The following is a 16,132-nucleotide window of genomic DNA, read 5'->3' as shown; positions in this document are numbered from 1 at the left end:
GCGATGCCGGGCTGGGCGCTGATCGCCGTTTTCGTCGTGCTGTTGTTCCTGCGCGTGCCCGTGGGCGTGGCGCTGGGTGCAGCGGCCGTGTTCCTGATCTGGCAGGGCGATCTGGGCGTGGGCATCGTGTCGTTCAATTTCCAGGCCGGCATCAGCAATTTCCCGCTGCTGGCGATTCCGTTCTTCATCCTCGCCGGAGCGATCATGGATCGTGCCGGCATCGCCCGTCGGATCGTGCGGCTGGCGATGACGATGTTCCGGCGGCGACGCAGCGGCGCGGCGGTCACGACTATTGTGGTGGCCATGTTCTGGGGCGCGGTGTCCGGCTCGGGGCCGGCGACAGTGGCCGCGCTCGGGCCGATCCTGATTCCAATGATGACGCGTCAGGGCTACGGCCGGCCGTTCGGGGGCGCGCTGGTGGCCGCGGCATCGGAAGTGTCGATCATCATCCCGCCGTCGATCGCGTTCATCATCTACGCCACCATCATCAGCGGCTCGGTGGCCGAGCAGTTCGTCGCCGGCATCCTGCCCGGCATGCTCACCGGGTTGTTCCTCGGTGCCGCGGCGGTGCTGGTCGTGCACCTGCGCGGCTGGGGCGCGCCGGAGGACACCGGCGACGAGCGGCAAAGCACCTGGCAACTGGCGCGCGACGCATTCTGGGGCCTGATGACCCCGGTCATCATCCTCGGTGGTATCTACGGCGGGTTGTTCACGCCCACCGAAGCCGCCGCCGTGGGTGTGTTCTGGGCGCTGTTCGTGGGCGTTGCGATCTACCGCACGTTGGGCTGGCGCGATATCCACGCCGTGCTGGTGACCTCCGCGGTTTCCAGCGGCGTGATTCTGCTCATCGTCGCCTGGGCCGGGCTGTTCGCCTGGGCAGCGAACACCATCGGTCTTGTCGATACCCTCAGCAACGCCCTGCTCACGCTCGCCGACAACGGCGGCTGGTTCCTGCTGCTACTCAACCTGATGTGGCTGGTGCTGGGGATGATGATGGATGCGATCAGCATCTATTATCTGACCCTGCCGGTGCTCATCCCGGTGATGCAGCATCTGGGCTGGGACCCGGTCTGGTTCGGGGTGATGATGACGCTGAATCTGGCGATCGGTCAGATCACCCCGCCGGTGGCGGTCAATCTGTTCGTGAGCGCACGCGTGAGCGGCGAGCCAATCGAGAAGATCTGGGTCGCCATCGTGCCGTTTCTGATCGCATCCATTCTGGTGCTGGGGCTGATCACCTACGTGCCGTGGATCAGCCAGGTGCTGCCCGCCCTGTTCTATCACTAGATCCGCGTCGCGCAGTTGGCTGCTGCGAGGGCGCAGCCCCGGAAAGCCTCAGGCGTCGCCGGTCGGCGTGAGCACGCGTTCGAGAAAATCGCGCGTGCGCTGTTCGCGCGGCGCTTCCAGCAGCTGATCGGGGCGGCCCTGCTCGACAATGGCGCCGGCGTCCATGAACACCACGCGGTCGGCCACCTCGCGCGCGAAGGCGATTTCGTGGGTCACGACAATCATGGTCATGCCCTCGTCGGCCAGACGTCGCATGACGCTCAGCACCTCGCCGACCAGTTCCGGGTCCAGGGCCGAGGTCGGTTCGTCGAACAGCATCAGCTGCGGGTCCATCGACAGCGCGCGGGCGATCGCCACGCGCTGCTGCTGACCGCCCGACAGCCGGGCCGGATAGGCGTCCAGCTTGTCGGCAAGCCCGACCCGTTCGAGGTTGGCGCGGGCGATGGCCTCGGCCTCGGCGCGCTTGTGTTTGAGCACCGTGGTCAGCGCCAGCGCGCAGTTGTCGAGGGCGCTGTGATGCGGAAACAGATTGAACTGCTGAAAGACCATGCCGATCTGGCGACGGGCGGCATCGATATCACAATCGAGATCGGTGAGATCCTCACCCGCCACCCGGACGTGACCGGACTGCGGCCGCTCCAGCAGATTCACGCAGCGCAGCAGCGTGGACTTGCCCGAGCCGGACGGCCCGATCACGCACACGACCTCGCCGGACGCGACGCTGAAGTCGATATCGCGCAGCACGTGATTGTCGCCGAAGTATTTGTTCAGCTTGCTGATTTCGACCAGCGCGGAGGACGACACGCTCACTGTCCCACCCTCATCGTCCCCGCGCCGCCGCGGCTTCCATGCGCCGCACGAGAATGGACAGCGGCAGCGTGATCAACAGATAACCCAGCCCCGCCACCACCAGCGGCGTGATGTTGACATGAGTGTTCGCCGCGGCCCGCCCGAACTTGGTCAGGTCGAAGTTGGCCGCCGACAGGCCGACGATGAACACCAGCGACGAATCCTTGATCAGCATGATCAGTTCGTTGGTCAGCGGCGGGATCATGATGCGAAACGCCTGCGGCAGGGTCACCTTGCGCAGGGCCTGGCCGGCGCTCATGCCCAGCGAACGCGCGGCCTCGATCTGGCCTGTCGGCACCGCCAGAATGCCGGCGCGAATGGTCTCTGCCATATAGGCGCTGCCGACGATGCCCAGCGCTGCCCATACCGTGCCATAGGGCGGCCACGGCATGGCCAGCCCCGGAAACGCCAGTGGCAGCAGCGAGAACGCCATGAACACCACCAGCGCCGGCAGCCCGCGAAAGAACTCGATATAGATCGTGGCCAGCCAGCGGTACGGCGCCACGTCGGACAACCGCATCAATGCCAGCAGCGTGCCCGCCACCAGACCGATCAGGAAGCCGCCGGCGGAATAGGCGATCGTGTTCCACAGCGCCCGCCAGAGCCCGTGGGCGATGGTGCCGCCGATCAGGCCCGGGTCGAAGAAGGTATGACCGATCGTCGACCAGTCCGCGCCCCAGCCCGCGGCCACGACCAGCAGCCCAAGCACGACGTATTGCGCGATTCGTATACGCCGCGCGCGGCGACGCGGGCTCAGGCGCTTGCGTGGCGTGCGCGCTCGATCGGAGTCGCCGCTCAAGTGGCGCTCATGACGTTCACGGGCGACCCATCAAAAGGCCACGCCCTGCCGTGGTCTTCCGACCTCGGGAGAAACAGCGTAATGCGCATCGCAAGGCCTACTCGCCCTTGTTCACTTCGGCCGGCAGGTGGCCAAACCACTTCTTGAAGATGCGGTCGTACTCGCCGTCTTCCTTCGCCTTGGCAATCAGCGTGTTCAGACGGTCTACGAGCTTCTTGGCGTTATCGTCGTCTTTCTTGGCCAGAAAACCGTAGTGCTCGCCGGTATCGAACTCGGCGGCAATCGCCATCCCCGGGTTGTCCTCGGCGTATTGATAGAGCGGGCCATTGTCGCCGATCGAGGCGACGACCTTGCCAGCCGAGACGGCGGTCGTCTCCAGTGCCAGATCGTCGAACACGACGGTCGTGTAACCGTACTCGTCGGCGTGTTTTTCTGCGTAGATCGCGCCCGTGGTATCGGCCTGAATCCCCAGACGCTTGCCCTTCAGATCATCCAGACCCTTGATACCGCTGTCTTTCTTGACCAGCAGCGCCTGCGTGGAATTGAAGTACGGCGCCGAGAACAGCACCGCCTCGGCGCGCTCCGGCGTAATCGTCGCGCCGCCCATGGCCACGTCGCACTTGTTGGCCGCAAACACCGCCGCGGACGTGATCTGGTTCCAGTCCATGCTGACCACGTTTTCCTTGACGCCCAGATCGTCGGCCAGCAGCTTGAGGATATCCACGTCGAAACCGACCACATCGCCGTCGTCGTTGGTGAACTGGAACGGCTTGTACGGCAGATGCGTGCACACCGTGAGCGCATTCTTGTCGACCAGGTTAATGCCGTCGACGCTGCCGCCCTGGTCCTGACTGCAGGCCGACAGGGTGAGCGCCAGCACGCCCAGTACGACGCCCGGCAAGGCGCGGGCCGCGATGCGGTTCGAACGCGCGATAAAGGATTTCACGATGCAATTCCCCGATGACTGTGTGGCGACTCCCAGCGTTCAGTTTGCCACAGCGTGCAACGCAGCACCGCACGCGTGGCGTGGCCGCAATCCGGATAATGGGGCTATGAGCGGCGTGCCGAATACGGCACGCTGTCAGAACCATGTCCGCTGACAATCCATACCAGAAACGCCTGCGAGCACGCCTCGATGAACTCGAAGCACAAACCCGGCGTTATCTGGCCGACAGCGCCAGCGCCGAGCAGTCGGTGGAACTCGATCAGACCCGCCAAGGCCGGCTGTCGCGCATGGATGCCATGCAGGCCCAGGCCATGAGTCGCGCGGCGCGCGATCGCGCCAACCAGCAGTTGCAGCGCATCGGCAGCACCCGCAAACGCCTGGGCAGCGCCGAATTCGGCGTCTGCATGGATTGCGACGAGACGATCGCGCAAGCCCGCTTGCTGCACGACCCGACCATCCTGCGTTGTCTCGACTGCGCCGCTGCCCGTGAGCAGGGCTGACGCCGCGGGCGAGGCCTTCACCGCATCGCGGTCGACGCCATCAACCCGCTATGCTGCGTCCCATTCCCGGGCTCCACCGAGCCCATCTGTTACGAGGCCTGCATGCTCCCGCAACTGACCGCCACCGAAGCCCGCATCATTGGCTGCCTGATGGAGAAATCCGTCACCACGCCCGACCAGTATCCGCTCACGCTCAACGCGCTGACCAACGCCTGCAACCAGAAATCCGCGCGCGAACCGGTGATGGCGCTCAAGCCCGCCGAGGTGCAGCGCGCCGCCCGCGAACTCAAGACGAAATCACTCTTGCATATAGAAGAGAATTTCAGGACGGGCGCGGAGAAGTACAAACAGCGGCTATGCAATACCGCCTATAACGACCTGCAACTCGACAGCGCCGGCTTCGCGATCGTCTGCCTGCTGCTGCTGCGCGGCCCGCAGACGCCGGGTGAACTGCGCGCTCGCAGCGGCCGGCTACATGGTTTCGCCGACAATGGGGCAGTGGTAGCGGCGGCCGCCGGCCTGATCGACGAGGACAGCGAGGATTCGCTCATCGTCGAGCTGCCCAGAACGCACGGCCGCAAGGACGCCGAGTTCATGCATCAGTTGAGCGGCCCGATCGATCGGGCGGCATATGCCGAGGCAGCCGGTGCCGGCGGCGGCTCGACGAACTCGTCGAAAGCGCGGATTGCGGAACTCGAAGCCCGGGTGGCCGAACTGGAAGCAGAAAACAGGACACTGCGCGCGCAACTCGGTGCTTCGAGCTGATTCAGGCCATCGCCACCGGGCTCAGTCGACGACAAGACCGAATCGCACGGCAGCGACGCGCGAGCTCTCGTTAATTGAGCGTCGCGGCAGACGCCCGGCCCCAACCGCCGTCCTGTTACTGCCGCCCGCGCCATTTCCCCGCCGCGAGGTGATCGATCGGCAGATCCGTTCAACCGTGCGCAGGCGTTGTAATACGTCGCGAAATAGCGGAATACGCCAGCGATGCGCCGCCCATGCAATGATCGGCGCATACAAATACACTGGTGGCATCATCGATTGCCCGGCATCGCGGCCGCTGGCCGATGGGGCGCGCCGCACCAGCGGCGTACCATGCTCGCATCTGCATTCTCTATCGCAACCGAGCTCACCAGACCGAATGGATTTACTAGACAGCACCGCGACACTCGACCAGCGCATCGCGTATTTCGATGACGCGCTGGCGCGCCTGCATGAAGCGCGCGTGCTCGACGCCTACGCACCCAAGACCGAAGTTCTGGAGGCCGCGGGCGCGGTGCTGGCTGCGGAAGGTGGGCCGAACGCCCTGTACTGGCGCTCGATCGCGATCGAAGCCGCCGGCGTCTATGTCGGCACCGACTGGGCCAGACCCAATATCCTGCAGGCGCGGCTGGCGAAGTATTCGCTGCGCGCGGGGGCGCCAGAGATGACGGCAATCGAGGCGCTCAGCGAACTGCGTCTGTTGGCCGTTGCCAAGGGTGACTATGTGCATCCGGGCATTTCCGCCGAGCGTGCGCGTCGTTTCATCACCCAGGTGATGGCACTGAATCTGGATCTGCTGTCCGACACGCTCAACGAAGCCGACCGCGAACGCCCGCGTCAGATGGGGCTCGCGGTACAGCGGCTGTATCGATTTCAGCTCGAGCACATGGGCTACGAGAGCATTCTCGACAGCCTCGTCGACGAGGTCTGGCGCATCCTCGCGCAGCGGCCGATCCAGGTCGACAGCGCCCGCCAGATGGTGATTCAGATCGCCACCTGTCTCTACGAACCCGCGATCACCACGAATCCCGACATACACAATGAAAGAGCCGCGGATCTGGTCGCGTCGCTGTTCGGGCCGGCGCCCGGCTGCGGCGACGACCCGGGGCTTGAAGTCTATGGCCAGCGGCTGGCCGCCATGAACGGCGAAGCCCTCACCACCGAGGCGATCGCCTTCGCGCAGGCCATGCACAACACGGGGCTGGTGTCGGTCTACCACGCGGTATTCGTGCGTCATCTTCGTGGTCTCAAGGACGATCTGGGCGGCGACTTCGGCAACAAGCTGATTCCGACCGCCCTGGGCCTGAGCAGTACCGGCCACGAAACCCTGATGTGCTATCAGCAACTCGTGCATGCGCTCATCGACGAGGCCGTGTTCGCCGAGACCAGCCAGGCGCTGTACGGTCTCGCGCGGCTGCTCGAACGCGGGGTGCTGTTTTCGCCGCCGGTCGCCGCGGCCATCTGGCGGCAGATCCGGCTGGAACTGTCACCCGAGACCGCCGAAGTGCTGAGTACGGCGCTAGGCACCGACCAGCCGCCGCGCGTGTTCCTGCTGGCCGGCGTCATCGGCCTGCTCGGACAGCCGCTCGGGATCGGCCAGGGCAACAACCCGACCTGTCAGTCCGTGATCGGTCTGTCCATGTGGGCCGCTAACGACCCCACATATCTGCTGCAGCTCATTGCCTGGGCCGCGCGTGACAACGAAGTGCTGGCCCGCTTCGAAGGCGAGCGTGTCTCCTCGGCCGGGCTCGCGGCGGGCCTGGCGAAACAGGCGCCGCTGGATGTCGATGCCGTGTCGCTGGTACTCGTGCCACATCTGGACCGTATCTATATCGAAATGGGCCGCCTGTGCGGCGAACGCGACGAAGATCTGCACCGCTGGATCAACCCGGGCTTCTATGGCTGGTGGGTCGGCATCGGCTTTTGTGCCGTGGCCAACGCACAGACCGGCCGGATCGACGATCACGAGCGCTTCATCCGCCGTTTCTATGCGGGTTATCACCCCTACTACAACGGCAATATTCCGCGTATTCATCCCCAGCCTGCGGGCATTGCCGCGACCGACAGCGCGGCGCGTTATGTCGGCCGCCACGCCATCAGCATTCGACGTGTTGCCCTGGATCCGGACAACGAGATGCGCGTGTATTTCTTCAACCCCAACAGCGACAGTGGCCAGGACTGGGGACAGGGCATCGTCACCGCCACCGAAGGCCACGGCGAGTTCTACGGCGAGGCGTCCCTGCCGATCCACCAGTTCGCCGCGCGCCTGTATGTCTTCCACTACGACCCGCTGGAACCGGGCGAACCGGACGCGGTGCCTGCAGAGGAAGTCGCCCGCGCTATCGAACTGGCGCGCGCCAGCTGGGCCAGGAATATGTAGGTCACTCCGGGCAGCGGCGAGTCGATCCCTGGCGATCGAACAAGCGACATCGCCGGCTTGAACAATCATTTCGAACATCTCGCGGCATGGCTAGAAATACAGCAACCAACAGGCCGGGGAAAACGCCCGGCCGCAAGCCGGCCTCGCCCCCGGCGGTGCCGCGCCTGATCGCGTTCAACAAGCCGTTCAAGGTGCTGACCCAGTTCACCGACGCCGACAACCGCGCCACGCTCAAGGATTTCATCGACGTCCCCGGCGTCTACCCCGCCGGCCGGCTGGATCGCGACAGCGAGGGCCTGCTGCTGCTCACCAACGACGGTGGCCTGCAGGCACGCATCACCGACCCGAAGCACAAGCTGGCCAAGACCTACTGGGTGCAGGTGGATGGCGAACCGGGCGAACGACAGCTCGAACAGCTGCGCGCCGGACCCACACTCAAGGACGGCCCGACCCGCCCTGCCGATATCGAAGTGATCGCGGAACCCGCCCTATGGTTGCGTAACCCGCCGGTGCGCTATCGCAAGAGCGTGCCTACCACCTGGCTGGCGATTACCATCCGCGAGGGCCGTAACCGGCAGGTGCGGCGGATGACCGCTGCGGTCGGCCTACCGACGCTGCGGCTGGTCCGGGTCGCAATCGGCGACTGGGAACTTGGCGCGCTGCAGCCCGGCGAGTGGCGCGAGCTCTGACCCGAGCACCCGCGCCCACGTCGGATAGGTGACGGCCACGGCCATCAATCGCCCTCGAATGCGGCCAGCAGTTCATCCCGGAACACGGCCTCGGCGGCACGCATGGGCCGATCGCTGTTCCAGAGCAGGTGAATATCCACGTCGGCCAGGCCATCGGGCGGCGGCAACTTGCGGAGCATGCCGTTCTCGATTTCCTTCCGGAACGCGCCTTCGGGCAGGAAGCCGATGCCGTAGCCGCAGATGATCAGCCGACAGACTTCTTCCAGATTGGACGACGATGCCGCCAACCGGCCCTGGAATTCGTGGTTTTCGCGAAACAGGGTCAGCGGCGAGAGCGTATCGCCGAGCTGGTCGCCGGTAAAGGTGACCAGATCCTCGTGTAGCAAGGTCTGGATATCGACGTCATCGTGCGCGTAGAGCCGATGCGGCCGGCCGCAGAACAGGGCATAGCGCTGGGGAATGATCAGCCGCCGCTCGATCGTCTTCGTCTCGACCCGGCACAGGCCGAGGCCGAGCGAGGCGGTGTTCTGGCGCAGCGCCAGCAGCAGATCGTGGCCGCGCATCACCTCGACCTCGAGTTCCACGCGCGGATGGCGGCGGTGGAAATCGACGAGAAACGCGTTGTAGCGCGCCGAATGCACGCGGCTCACGGTGAGCAGCTTCACCCGGCCCACGATCTGATCGGCCACCCGGCTGGCCGGCATCTCCAGGCTGGAGACCTCGGCGAAGACGCCGCCGGCGATGCGATAGACCTCTTCGCCGGCCGTGGTGAGCGAAATGCGCGGGCCGCGACGGCGGATCAGCGTATAGCCCAGCTGCGCCTGCAGACGCTTGATCGCCTGGCTGACCGCCGGCTGGGTGACGAACAGCCGTGCGGCGGCACGACTGAAGCTGAGTTCCTCGGCCACCACCAGATAGGTGCGGATCAGATTCCAGTCCAGGCGCGCGGCCAGGGCCCTCTGTCCGTGCTCACCCGGCGTTGCCGTCGGCGTATCCGAAGCCCTGTTCATACCCTCGCATCCGCCTGAGAATAGATATTATTATTCAAAATAATAATTAAAATAATGATACATGCTTTGACTAATCATGCGCGCATGGCGCTAGATTGAAGAACAAAGACCAGATACCGCACCGCGAGTTGTGCACGCCGGGACAACAACGGATACCACGACACGGTACCGCGGTCGCGTAAACGCGCAGGTCTGCCCAGGCGCGACGCAACAAGTACTTTACGACTGAACGCGCGTGCATCACCGGGCCCCGAACCGTCAGGCCGCCGTCTTGTGTACCTGCGCCACGCCGTCGTCAACCAGGAGAGGAAATCGCATGCTCAAGACCAACGGCGAACGACTCTGGAACAGCCTCATGGCCATGGCCGAAATCGGCGCGACCGCCAACGGCGGCAGCAGCCGGCTGGCCGTGAGCGCCGAGGACGCCGCCGGGCGCGCGCGGTTCGTGGACTGGTGCGAGGCCGAAGGGCTGACGGTCTCGCGCGATGCGATCGGCAATATGTTCGCGCGCCGCGCCGGCAGCGAGGATATCGACCCGGTGGTCATCGGCAGCCATCTCGATACCCAGCCCAAAGGCGGACGCTTCGACGGCGTCTACGGCGTACTCGCCGCGCTCGAGGCCGTACGCACGCTCAACGAACACGATATCGCCACGCGCGCGCCGATCGAGATCGCGAACTGGACCAACGAGGAAGGCGCGCGTTTCACGCCGGCCATGCTCGGCTCGTCGGTGTTCACCGGCGCCATGGCGCTGGAGGATGGGCTGGCGCGCGCAGACGCCGACGGAGTACGTTTATCCGAAAGCCTCGAAGCCACAGGCGAAGCCGGCGAGGCTCCGCTCGGTCGATCGTTCGATGCCTACTTCGAGGCGCATATCGAGCAGGGGCCGGTGCTCGAAGACAACGACAAGACGATCGGCGTGGTCACCGGCGGCCAGGCGATTCGCTGGCTCGACGTGCATCTGACCGGTCACAGCGCCCATGCCGGCACCACGCCGATGGCGGTCCGCCAGGATGCGCTGTTCGCGGCCAGCGAACTCATTCAGGCCCTGGAGTCGCGCGTCGCCGAGACCGACGGGCTGATGACCACCATCGGCGAATTCCATGTCGCCCATGCCTCGCGCAACACCATCGCCGGCGAGCTGAGGTTCACCCTCGATCTGCGCCATCCCGAGGATGGCGTGGTCGATGCGCTGATCGACGAGCTGCACGTCCTGTTCGAGCGCCGGTGCCAACCGCGCGGCGTCGAATGCCGTATCGATCTGCACTGGCGCAGCCCGGCCCTGCCGTTCGACGCGACCTGCGTGGGCCATGTCCGCGACGCCGCCCGGGCGCTGGAGGTCAGCTGGCAAGAGATGATCAGCGGCGCCGGCCACGACGCCTTTCATCTGGCTCGGCACTGCCCGACGGCGATGATCTTCATTCCCTGTGCCGGCGGCCTCAGCCACCACGAGGCCGAGTCGATCGAACCCGATCATGCCCGCCAGGGCGCCGACGTGCTGCTGCATGCCGCACTGGCGCGAGCCGGTCGTGTCTGACGCCGCCGGCCTCAAACCGGCGCGCGCCCTGTATCGTGCCCGCCCGAAATACCGACCGGCCTGTGCCCGCGCACGCGCCGCCCCTTCGACAACGCACCCGAAAAGGCAATCACACTGATGGATTTCAAACCCTATGTACTGATGCTGTTCGGCAACGCCCTGCTGACCACGCTGATCTCCGCGGCGGTCGTGGCCGTCGTCCTGCTGCGCGAATACCGGCCCACGATCCAGCGTCTCAAGCAGGAACGCCGCGCCCGCCAGCGCTAGTAGCGGCTCGCCCGCACCCAACCAAACCGCTCGAAAAGGGTCGACGATGACCATAACGCTCACGATTTTTGTCGCGGTACTCGCGGCCTATGTACTGGTGGCCGCCGGCCTCGCGCGCCTGATCAAGAATCGCGACGATTTCTACGTAATGGGCGAGCAGGGCTCGACCCTGCTGATCGTCGGTACGCTCGCCGCCACCTTCCTGAGCGCGGTCACGCTCATGGGCATCGCCGGCATCTCCTACAGCGAAGGGCCGCTGGTGATCGGCGCACTCGGCTCCTTCGGCGCCTGGATCGGCACGCTCATTGCGGTGGTCTGGATCGGCCGCAAGATGAAGGCCATGCAGTGCCGCACGATGATGGATTTCTTCGATCGGCGCTTCAACAACAAGTGGGTGAGCGTGGTCGCGCTCATCCTCATGGTGATCGGCCTGCTCGGCTACGGCATCATCCAGCTGATCGGCGCCGGGCTGGTGCTGGCCGAGATCATCAACGTGCCGTTCCCGGTGATCATCGTCGCCTTCACCCTCGCGTTGATGGTGTTTTGCAGCCTGTCGGGCATGTACGGCGTGGTCTACACCGACACCATGATGTTCTTCACCATGCTGGCGATCGCGTTCGTGATCTCGCCCATGCTGATCGATCAGGCCGGCCTCGACAGCATGCGCGATCTGGGCCAGCGCCTGCCCGGCTACTGGACGCTGGCAGGCGCCGACGGCCGTACCTTCAGCTGGTCGATCTCGCAGTTCCTGGTCTGGATTCTGTTCTTTGCCTGTACCCCCGCGCTGGTGTCGCGCGTGTTCCCGGCCAAGAACGATTTCGTCATCCTCAAGGTGGCGATCATCGGTGTGTTCTTCGCGCCGGCGCTGCAGCTGATGGTCTATATGGCCGCCGCCGCCATGCAGGTCATCCAGCCCGGCATCGAGCCGGCCGATCGCGCCATGATCGTCGGCTTCATGGACCATACCAACCCAGCGCTCGCCGGCCTCGGCCTGGCCGGGCTGATGGCTTCGATCATGTCCACGGCCTCCACCCTGTTCGTACTCACCGGTTTTGCGCTGGCCCGCGATCTCTACGAGAAGCTGTTCGAAAAACAGGTCAGCGAGAAACGCAGCGTGCTGCTCGGGCGCGTGTCGCAGATCGTCGTAGCGGCGATCGTGTGCGTGATCGCGATCGCCCGGCCCGCCGGCATTTACTGGATCTCCATCTATGCCGGCTCGATCTTCGCCGTCGCCTGGCTGCCGACGATCGTCGGCGCCATGAAGTGGCGACGAATGAATGCGTCGGCAGCGCTGACCTGCATGCTGGTCGGCTCGATCAGCTTCGTACTGCTGGGCGAACTCGAGCGCAACGGGCTGATCACGCTGCCCGCCGGACTGGACAGCCTGATGATCGCCTTCGCCCTGGGCACGGTGACGCTGATCATCATGGGTTTCATGCGTAATCCCAGCGACTACGAACTCGACCGCTTCGAGGAGATGAAAACACAGCGCATGTCCGAGATCACGATCGGCCGTTTCCTGCAGCAGGACAGCAGTGGCGCCACGCTCATCCGCGAATATCGGCGCGTATGGTTGGTCATGCTCGCCGTGGTGGTCATAGCCACCGCGCTCTGGGGCTTATTCTTCGTGCGCCTCGGGCTCTGACGACGGCGTTCGATATCGCACAAAAACAGGCGCGGTGACCGGTAATCGGCACCGCGCTTTTTTGTGTGTCGCCGTCCGACGCGTCCCCGCATTTGCCTCGGGGCTGTTTCCTCGGTCTGGTCGGCCTAGGGGATCGTCCTATAGGGCGGCCCAGTGTAGTTATCCGGCCCAGACGGGCAGCCCGCCGCAAATCGTCGAAATACAACGCTACCGAGATTGTTGCATACGACAAAGGGATAGTGTCGCGCTTCGAAACGGTGCAGTAGAACAATAAGCGAGGGGCATAAGCTGGAGAAGAAGTCATGAAGAAGACTCTGCAATCAGCGCTCGGGACAGGCCGCAAGGCCATTACCATTGGGCCGCTAGCCGCTGCACTACTGGCGTGCGTCATCGCCGCCGGCTGTAGTGACAACGATCACCACGACAACGACGGCGGCTCCGCCCCGCCACCGCCGAGCTCCGGCACGGGCGGCGGGCAGGCCGAGACGGTGACCATCACCGAGGGCACCGATCTCGATGCCGACCTCTCGCCCGATCAGAGCACCCTCATCTTCGGCCTCCAGAACGGCCTCTGGCGGATGGCCGGCGACGGTGGCGAGGCCACGCGGCTCAACGAGCCGGAAGAGGACTACGTGCGGCCGGACTGGTCGCCGGACGGCGAGCGGATCGTCTTCCAGGGCTATACCGACAACAATTTCCATATCCTGACGATGGCGCCGGACGGCTCCGATGTGCAGGCGCTGACTTCGGGCCAGTACGACGATCGCGGGCCGGTCTACTCGCCCGACGGCAGCAAGATCGCCTTCGCGTCCGACCGCAACGACGACCCGACGACCAAGGGCAATTCCAATATCTGGGTGCTGGATATCGCCAGCGGCGATCTCACCCAATGGACCGACGATCCCGAATCCGAATACCAGCCCGCCTGGTCGCCGGACGGCACGCGTATCGCCTATACCGTGAGTTCGCCGACGGACCTCGCGGCAGGCGACGGCCAGTACAGCATCCAGGCCACCGACGCGACCGGCAACACGACCGTGCTCATCCGCCAACCCAGCGGGCAGATCAATGCACCGGCCTGGTCGCCCGACGGCAACCGCATCGCCTACACGCTTCTGGTCGATGGCAACAACCATCTCTATGTGGACGATGCCCAGGTATCCGATGAAGACGAGGATGTCTTCCAGTTCCGGCCGCGCTGGCTGTCCGACAGTACCCTGCTCTACACCTCGGACGGCAAGATCCAGCGCCGCGATCTCGACGGCGACAGCCTCGACGCGATTCCGTTCGAGGCCAAAATCTCGTTCGACCGCAAGACCTACAGCTACAAGAATCACGAATACGGCGCCGACCGCCCTCCGGCCCAGGTCAAGGGCATCGTCACGCCGGCAATTTCTCCGGACGGCAACCGTGTTGCCTTCGTCGCACTCAACGATCTCTGGGTCATGGATATCGGCGGTACGCCGGAGCAGATCACCGACGATTCGTTCACCGAACTGCAGCCGACCTGGTCGCCCGACGGCCAGTCGCTGGCCTATTCCTCGGACCGCGACGGCATCGAACAGATCTATATCCGCGACATGGACAGCGGCGACGAACGCGTGCTGGCCTCTTTCGCGGGCGACGAGTACGCCGCCAAGAACCAGTATCGGGCAAGCTGGTGCCCGACCGGCAACCGTATCGTCTTCCAGACCGGGCGGGGTGTGTTCACTCCGCCGATCACCTACGTGGCCGATGTAGATTCCGGCGCCGTCACCGCGGTGGACGCGCTATCGCAGCAGTTCGAGGCCGGCCGGCCGAGCTGGGGACCGAGCTGCAACACGCTGGCCATGGCCGCGCTCAATGCGGCCTCGGTTCGATTCCGCCAGGGCTGGAACCATATCCTGGTCGTCGACGTGAACAGCGGCGAAACGCGGCAGATGCCGCCGGACCCGGACGACGTGTTCAGCAACATCAACCAGCGCGATTCCGGCAACGGCCCGGTGTGGTCGCCGGACGGCCAGTTCATGGCTTATAACGGCGGCGACGGGCTCTATCTGCTGCCGGTCGGTCCGGCCGGCGAGGCGGCCGGCTCGCCGCAGCTGGTCACCGACGAGAACGCCGACTACATCAGCTGGCGCGGCGACTCTCAGCAGCTCATGTACTTGGCCGACGGCGTGCTGCGCACCATCGCCGCCAGCGGTGGCGACGCCCAGACCGTGCCGGTCGACCTGAACTGGACACCGCAACTGCCCGAAGGACGCACCATCGTCTATGCCGGCCAGTTCTGGGACGGCGCGAGCGAGAGCCTGCGCAGCGATGTCGATATCGAGTTGCAGGACGAACGCATTGTCGCCATCCGCGACCACGAGGACGCAGACCCGGCCGACAACGTGCGCTATGTCGATGCCTCGAACCTGACCGTCATGCCTGGCCTGACCGAGGGCCACATGCACCGCGAGTGGATTCCCTATGTCGGCGCTCGGCTGGGGCGTCAGCTGCTGGCCTACGGCATCACCAGCGTTGTGTCGCTGGGCGACCCGGCCTACCGCGGCCAGGCTCGCAAGGAAGCGCTGGAATCCGGAAACCTGGTCGGCCCGCGTGCATTTACGACCGGCGGGCATATCAACGGCTCGCGCATCTACTACGGCTTCATGCGCACGACGTCGAACGAGAAGATGTTCACCAACGAACTGTCGCGCATCTTCGCGCTGGGCATGGACCAAGTGAAGACCTATGTCCGCCTGCCCTTCGATCTTCAACTGCGCGCGAACGAAGCGGCCCACGAGCACGGCCTGCCGACGTTTTCGCACTATTTCTACCCGTCTCTGGGCTTCGGTCAGGACGACATGTCACATCTATCCGCGACCCAGCGCTGGGAGTTCTCCCATACCAAGAGCCTCGGCGGCCGTACCTATCAGGACGTCATCGATCTGGCGACCGCCTCCAGGATGGCGATCACCGACACGCCGTTCGCCAGTTCCACCCTGTTCAACGAGCATCCGGAGGACATCAGCGACCCCCGTATCACCACGCTGTTCACGCCGTGGCAGCTGCAGAGCCTTCAGGACACCTTCGACGACGTCACGTCGGCGGATCAATCGGTGGCCCGCGACGGCTTGCGCCGCGAAGGCGAAACCCTGCACAAGATCCAGCAAGGCGGCGGCTCCGTGTGGGCCGGTACCGACGAACCACTGGTGCATGTAGCCCAGAGCCTGCACCAGACCCTGGAGTCGCAAGTGCAGTTCGGCGGTTTCACACCCTATGAGGCACTGCGTACCGCCACGGTGGCACCGACGCGCGACGTGGGCCGTGGCGGCGATCTCGGCACCCTAGAGCCCGGCAAACTCGCCGACCTGTCGTTCGTTGACGGCAATCCGCTGCAAGACATTCGCGCCGCCGCCAACGTGCAGATGGTGATGGTAGGCGGGCATCTGTACACCATTGACGATCTGCTCGAACCGTTTGCACAGAGCCCGTGA

13 protein-coding genes are annotated in these 16,132 nt (G+C 64.9%); 9 read left to right on the top strand and 4 right to left on the bottom strand.

Annotated elements, in window-relative coordinates; genetic code table 11:
* Positions 1 to 3: 3 nt before the first annotated feature.
* The gene (locus ACFOSU_RS00305; RefSeq protein WP_380685269.1) at positions 4 to 1,287 is read left to right on the top strand and encodes a TRAP transporter large permease; all 1,284 of its coding nucleotides are present in this window, start codon (positions 4 to 6) and stop codon (positions 1,285 to 1,287) included.
* Between the two features lie 48 nt (positions 1,288 to 1,335).
* On the opposite strand, the gene ACFOSU_RS00300 is transcribed toward ACFOSU_RS00305, so the two are convergent.
* From ACFOSU_RS00300 to ACFOSU_RS00290, 3 genes are all read right to left on the bottom strand, one after another.
* Positions 1,336 to 2,097 (bottom strand): amino acid ABC transporter ATP-binding protein, encoded by a 762-nt coding sequence (locus ACFOSU_RS00300; RefSeq protein WP_380685267.1) that lies wholly within the window; start codon positions 2,095 to 2,097, stop codon positions 1,336 to 1,338.
* Positions 2,098 to 2,107: 10 nt separating this feature from the next.
* Positions 2,108 to 2,935, bottom strand: coding sequence for an amino acid ABC transporter permease (locus tag ACFOSU_RS00295; RefSeq protein WP_380685265.1), 828 nt, complete (start codon positions 2,933 to 2,935; stop codon positions 2,108 to 2,110).
* A gap of 97 nt (positions 2,936 to 3,032) precedes the next feature.
* Positions 3,033 to 3,881, bottom strand: a complete 849-nt coding sequence (locus ACFOSU_RS00290) for an ABC transporter substrate-binding protein (protein ID WP_380685263.1) — start codon at positions 3,879 to 3,881, stop codon at positions 3,033 to 3,035.
* A gap of 143 nt (positions 3,882 to 4,024) precedes the next feature.
* On the opposite strand from ACFOSU_RS00290, the gene ACFOSU_RS00285 reads away from it, so the two are divergent.
* The 4 genes from ACFOSU_RS00285 (at position 4,025) to ACFOSU_RS00270 (ending at position 8,212) form a co-directional block, all read left to right on the top strand.
* Positions 4,025 to 4,381, top strand: coding sequence for a TraR/DksA family transcriptional regulator (locus ACFOSU_RS00285; protein WP_380685261.1), 357 nt, complete (start codon positions 4,025 to 4,027; stop codon positions 4,379 to 4,381).
* Positions 4,382 to 4,483: 102 nt separating this feature from the next.
* On the top strand, positions 4,484 to 5,146 hold the full coding sequence (locus tag ACFOSU_RS00280) for a YceH family protein (RefSeq protein WP_380685259.1): 663 nt from the start codon (positions 4,484 to 4,486) through the stop codon (positions 5,144 to 5,146).
* 376 nt (positions 5,147 to 5,522) lie between these two features.
* Positions 5,523 to 7,523 carry a hypothetical protein gene (locus ACFOSU_RS00275; protein WP_380685257.1) on the top strand — a complete coding sequence of 667 codons (2,001 nt, stop codon included), beginning with the start codon at positions 5,523 to 5,525 and terminating at the stop codon, positions 7,521 to 7,523.
* 86 nt (positions 7,524 to 7,609) lie between these two features.
* Positions 7,610 to 8,212: a pseudouridine synthase gene (locus ACFOSU_RS00270; protein ID WP_380685255.1), complete on the top strand. Its 603-nt coding sequence runs from the start codon at positions 7,610 to 7,612 to the stop codon at positions 8,210 to 8,212.
* Positions 8,213 to 8,256: 44 nt separating this feature from the next.
* On the opposite strand, the gene ACFOSU_RS00265 is transcribed toward ACFOSU_RS00270, so the two are convergent.
* Positions 8,257 to 9,222 (bottom strand): LysR family transcriptional regulator, encoded by a 966-nt coding sequence (locus tag ACFOSU_RS00265; RefSeq protein WP_380685253.1) that lies wholly within the window; start codon positions 9,220 to 9,222, stop codon positions 8,257 to 8,259.
* 316 nt (positions 9,223 to 9,538) lie between these two features.
* On the opposite strand from ACFOSU_RS00265, the gene ACFOSU_RS00260 reads away from it, so the two are divergent.
* The 4 genes from ACFOSU_RS00260 (at position 9,539) to ACFOSU_RS00245 (ending at position 16,132) form a co-directional block, all read left to right on the top strand.
* Entirely contained in the window at positions 9,539 to 10,759 is a 1,221-nt protein-coding gene (locus ACFOSU_RS00260) for a Zn-dependent hydrolase (protein WP_380685251.1), read from the top strand.
* Between the two features lie 117 nt (positions 10,760 to 10,876).
* Positions 10,877 to 11,026 carry a hypothetical protein gene (locus ACFOSU_RS00255; protein WP_380685249.1) on the top strand — a complete coding sequence of 50 codons (150 nt, stop codon included), beginning with the start codon at positions 10,877 to 10,879 and terminating at the stop codon, positions 11,024 to 11,026.
* Positions 11,027 to 11,072: 46 nt separating this feature from the next.
* A complete protein-coding gene (locus tag ACFOSU_RS00250) occupies positions 11,073 to 12,671 on the top strand; it encodes a sodium:solute symporter family protein (protein ID WP_380685247.1) in 1,599 nt (532 codons plus the stop codon).
* 302 nt (positions 12,672 to 12,973) lie between these two features.
* A complete protein-coding gene (locus ACFOSU_RS00245) occupies positions 12,974 to 16,132 on the top strand; it encodes an amidohydrolase family protein (RefSeq protein WP_380685245.1) in 3,159 nt (1,052 codons plus the stop codon).

Source organism: Salinisphaera aquimarina, from assembly GCF_042643355.1.
In the GTDB taxonomy this organism is placed as follows: domain Bacteria; phylum Pseudomonadota; class Gammaproteobacteria; order Nevskiales; family Salinisphaeraceae; genus Salinisphaera; species Salinisphaera aquimarina.
Note: the sequence above shows the minus strand (reverse complement) of the source record. Positions and strands in the feature narration are given on the sequence as shown.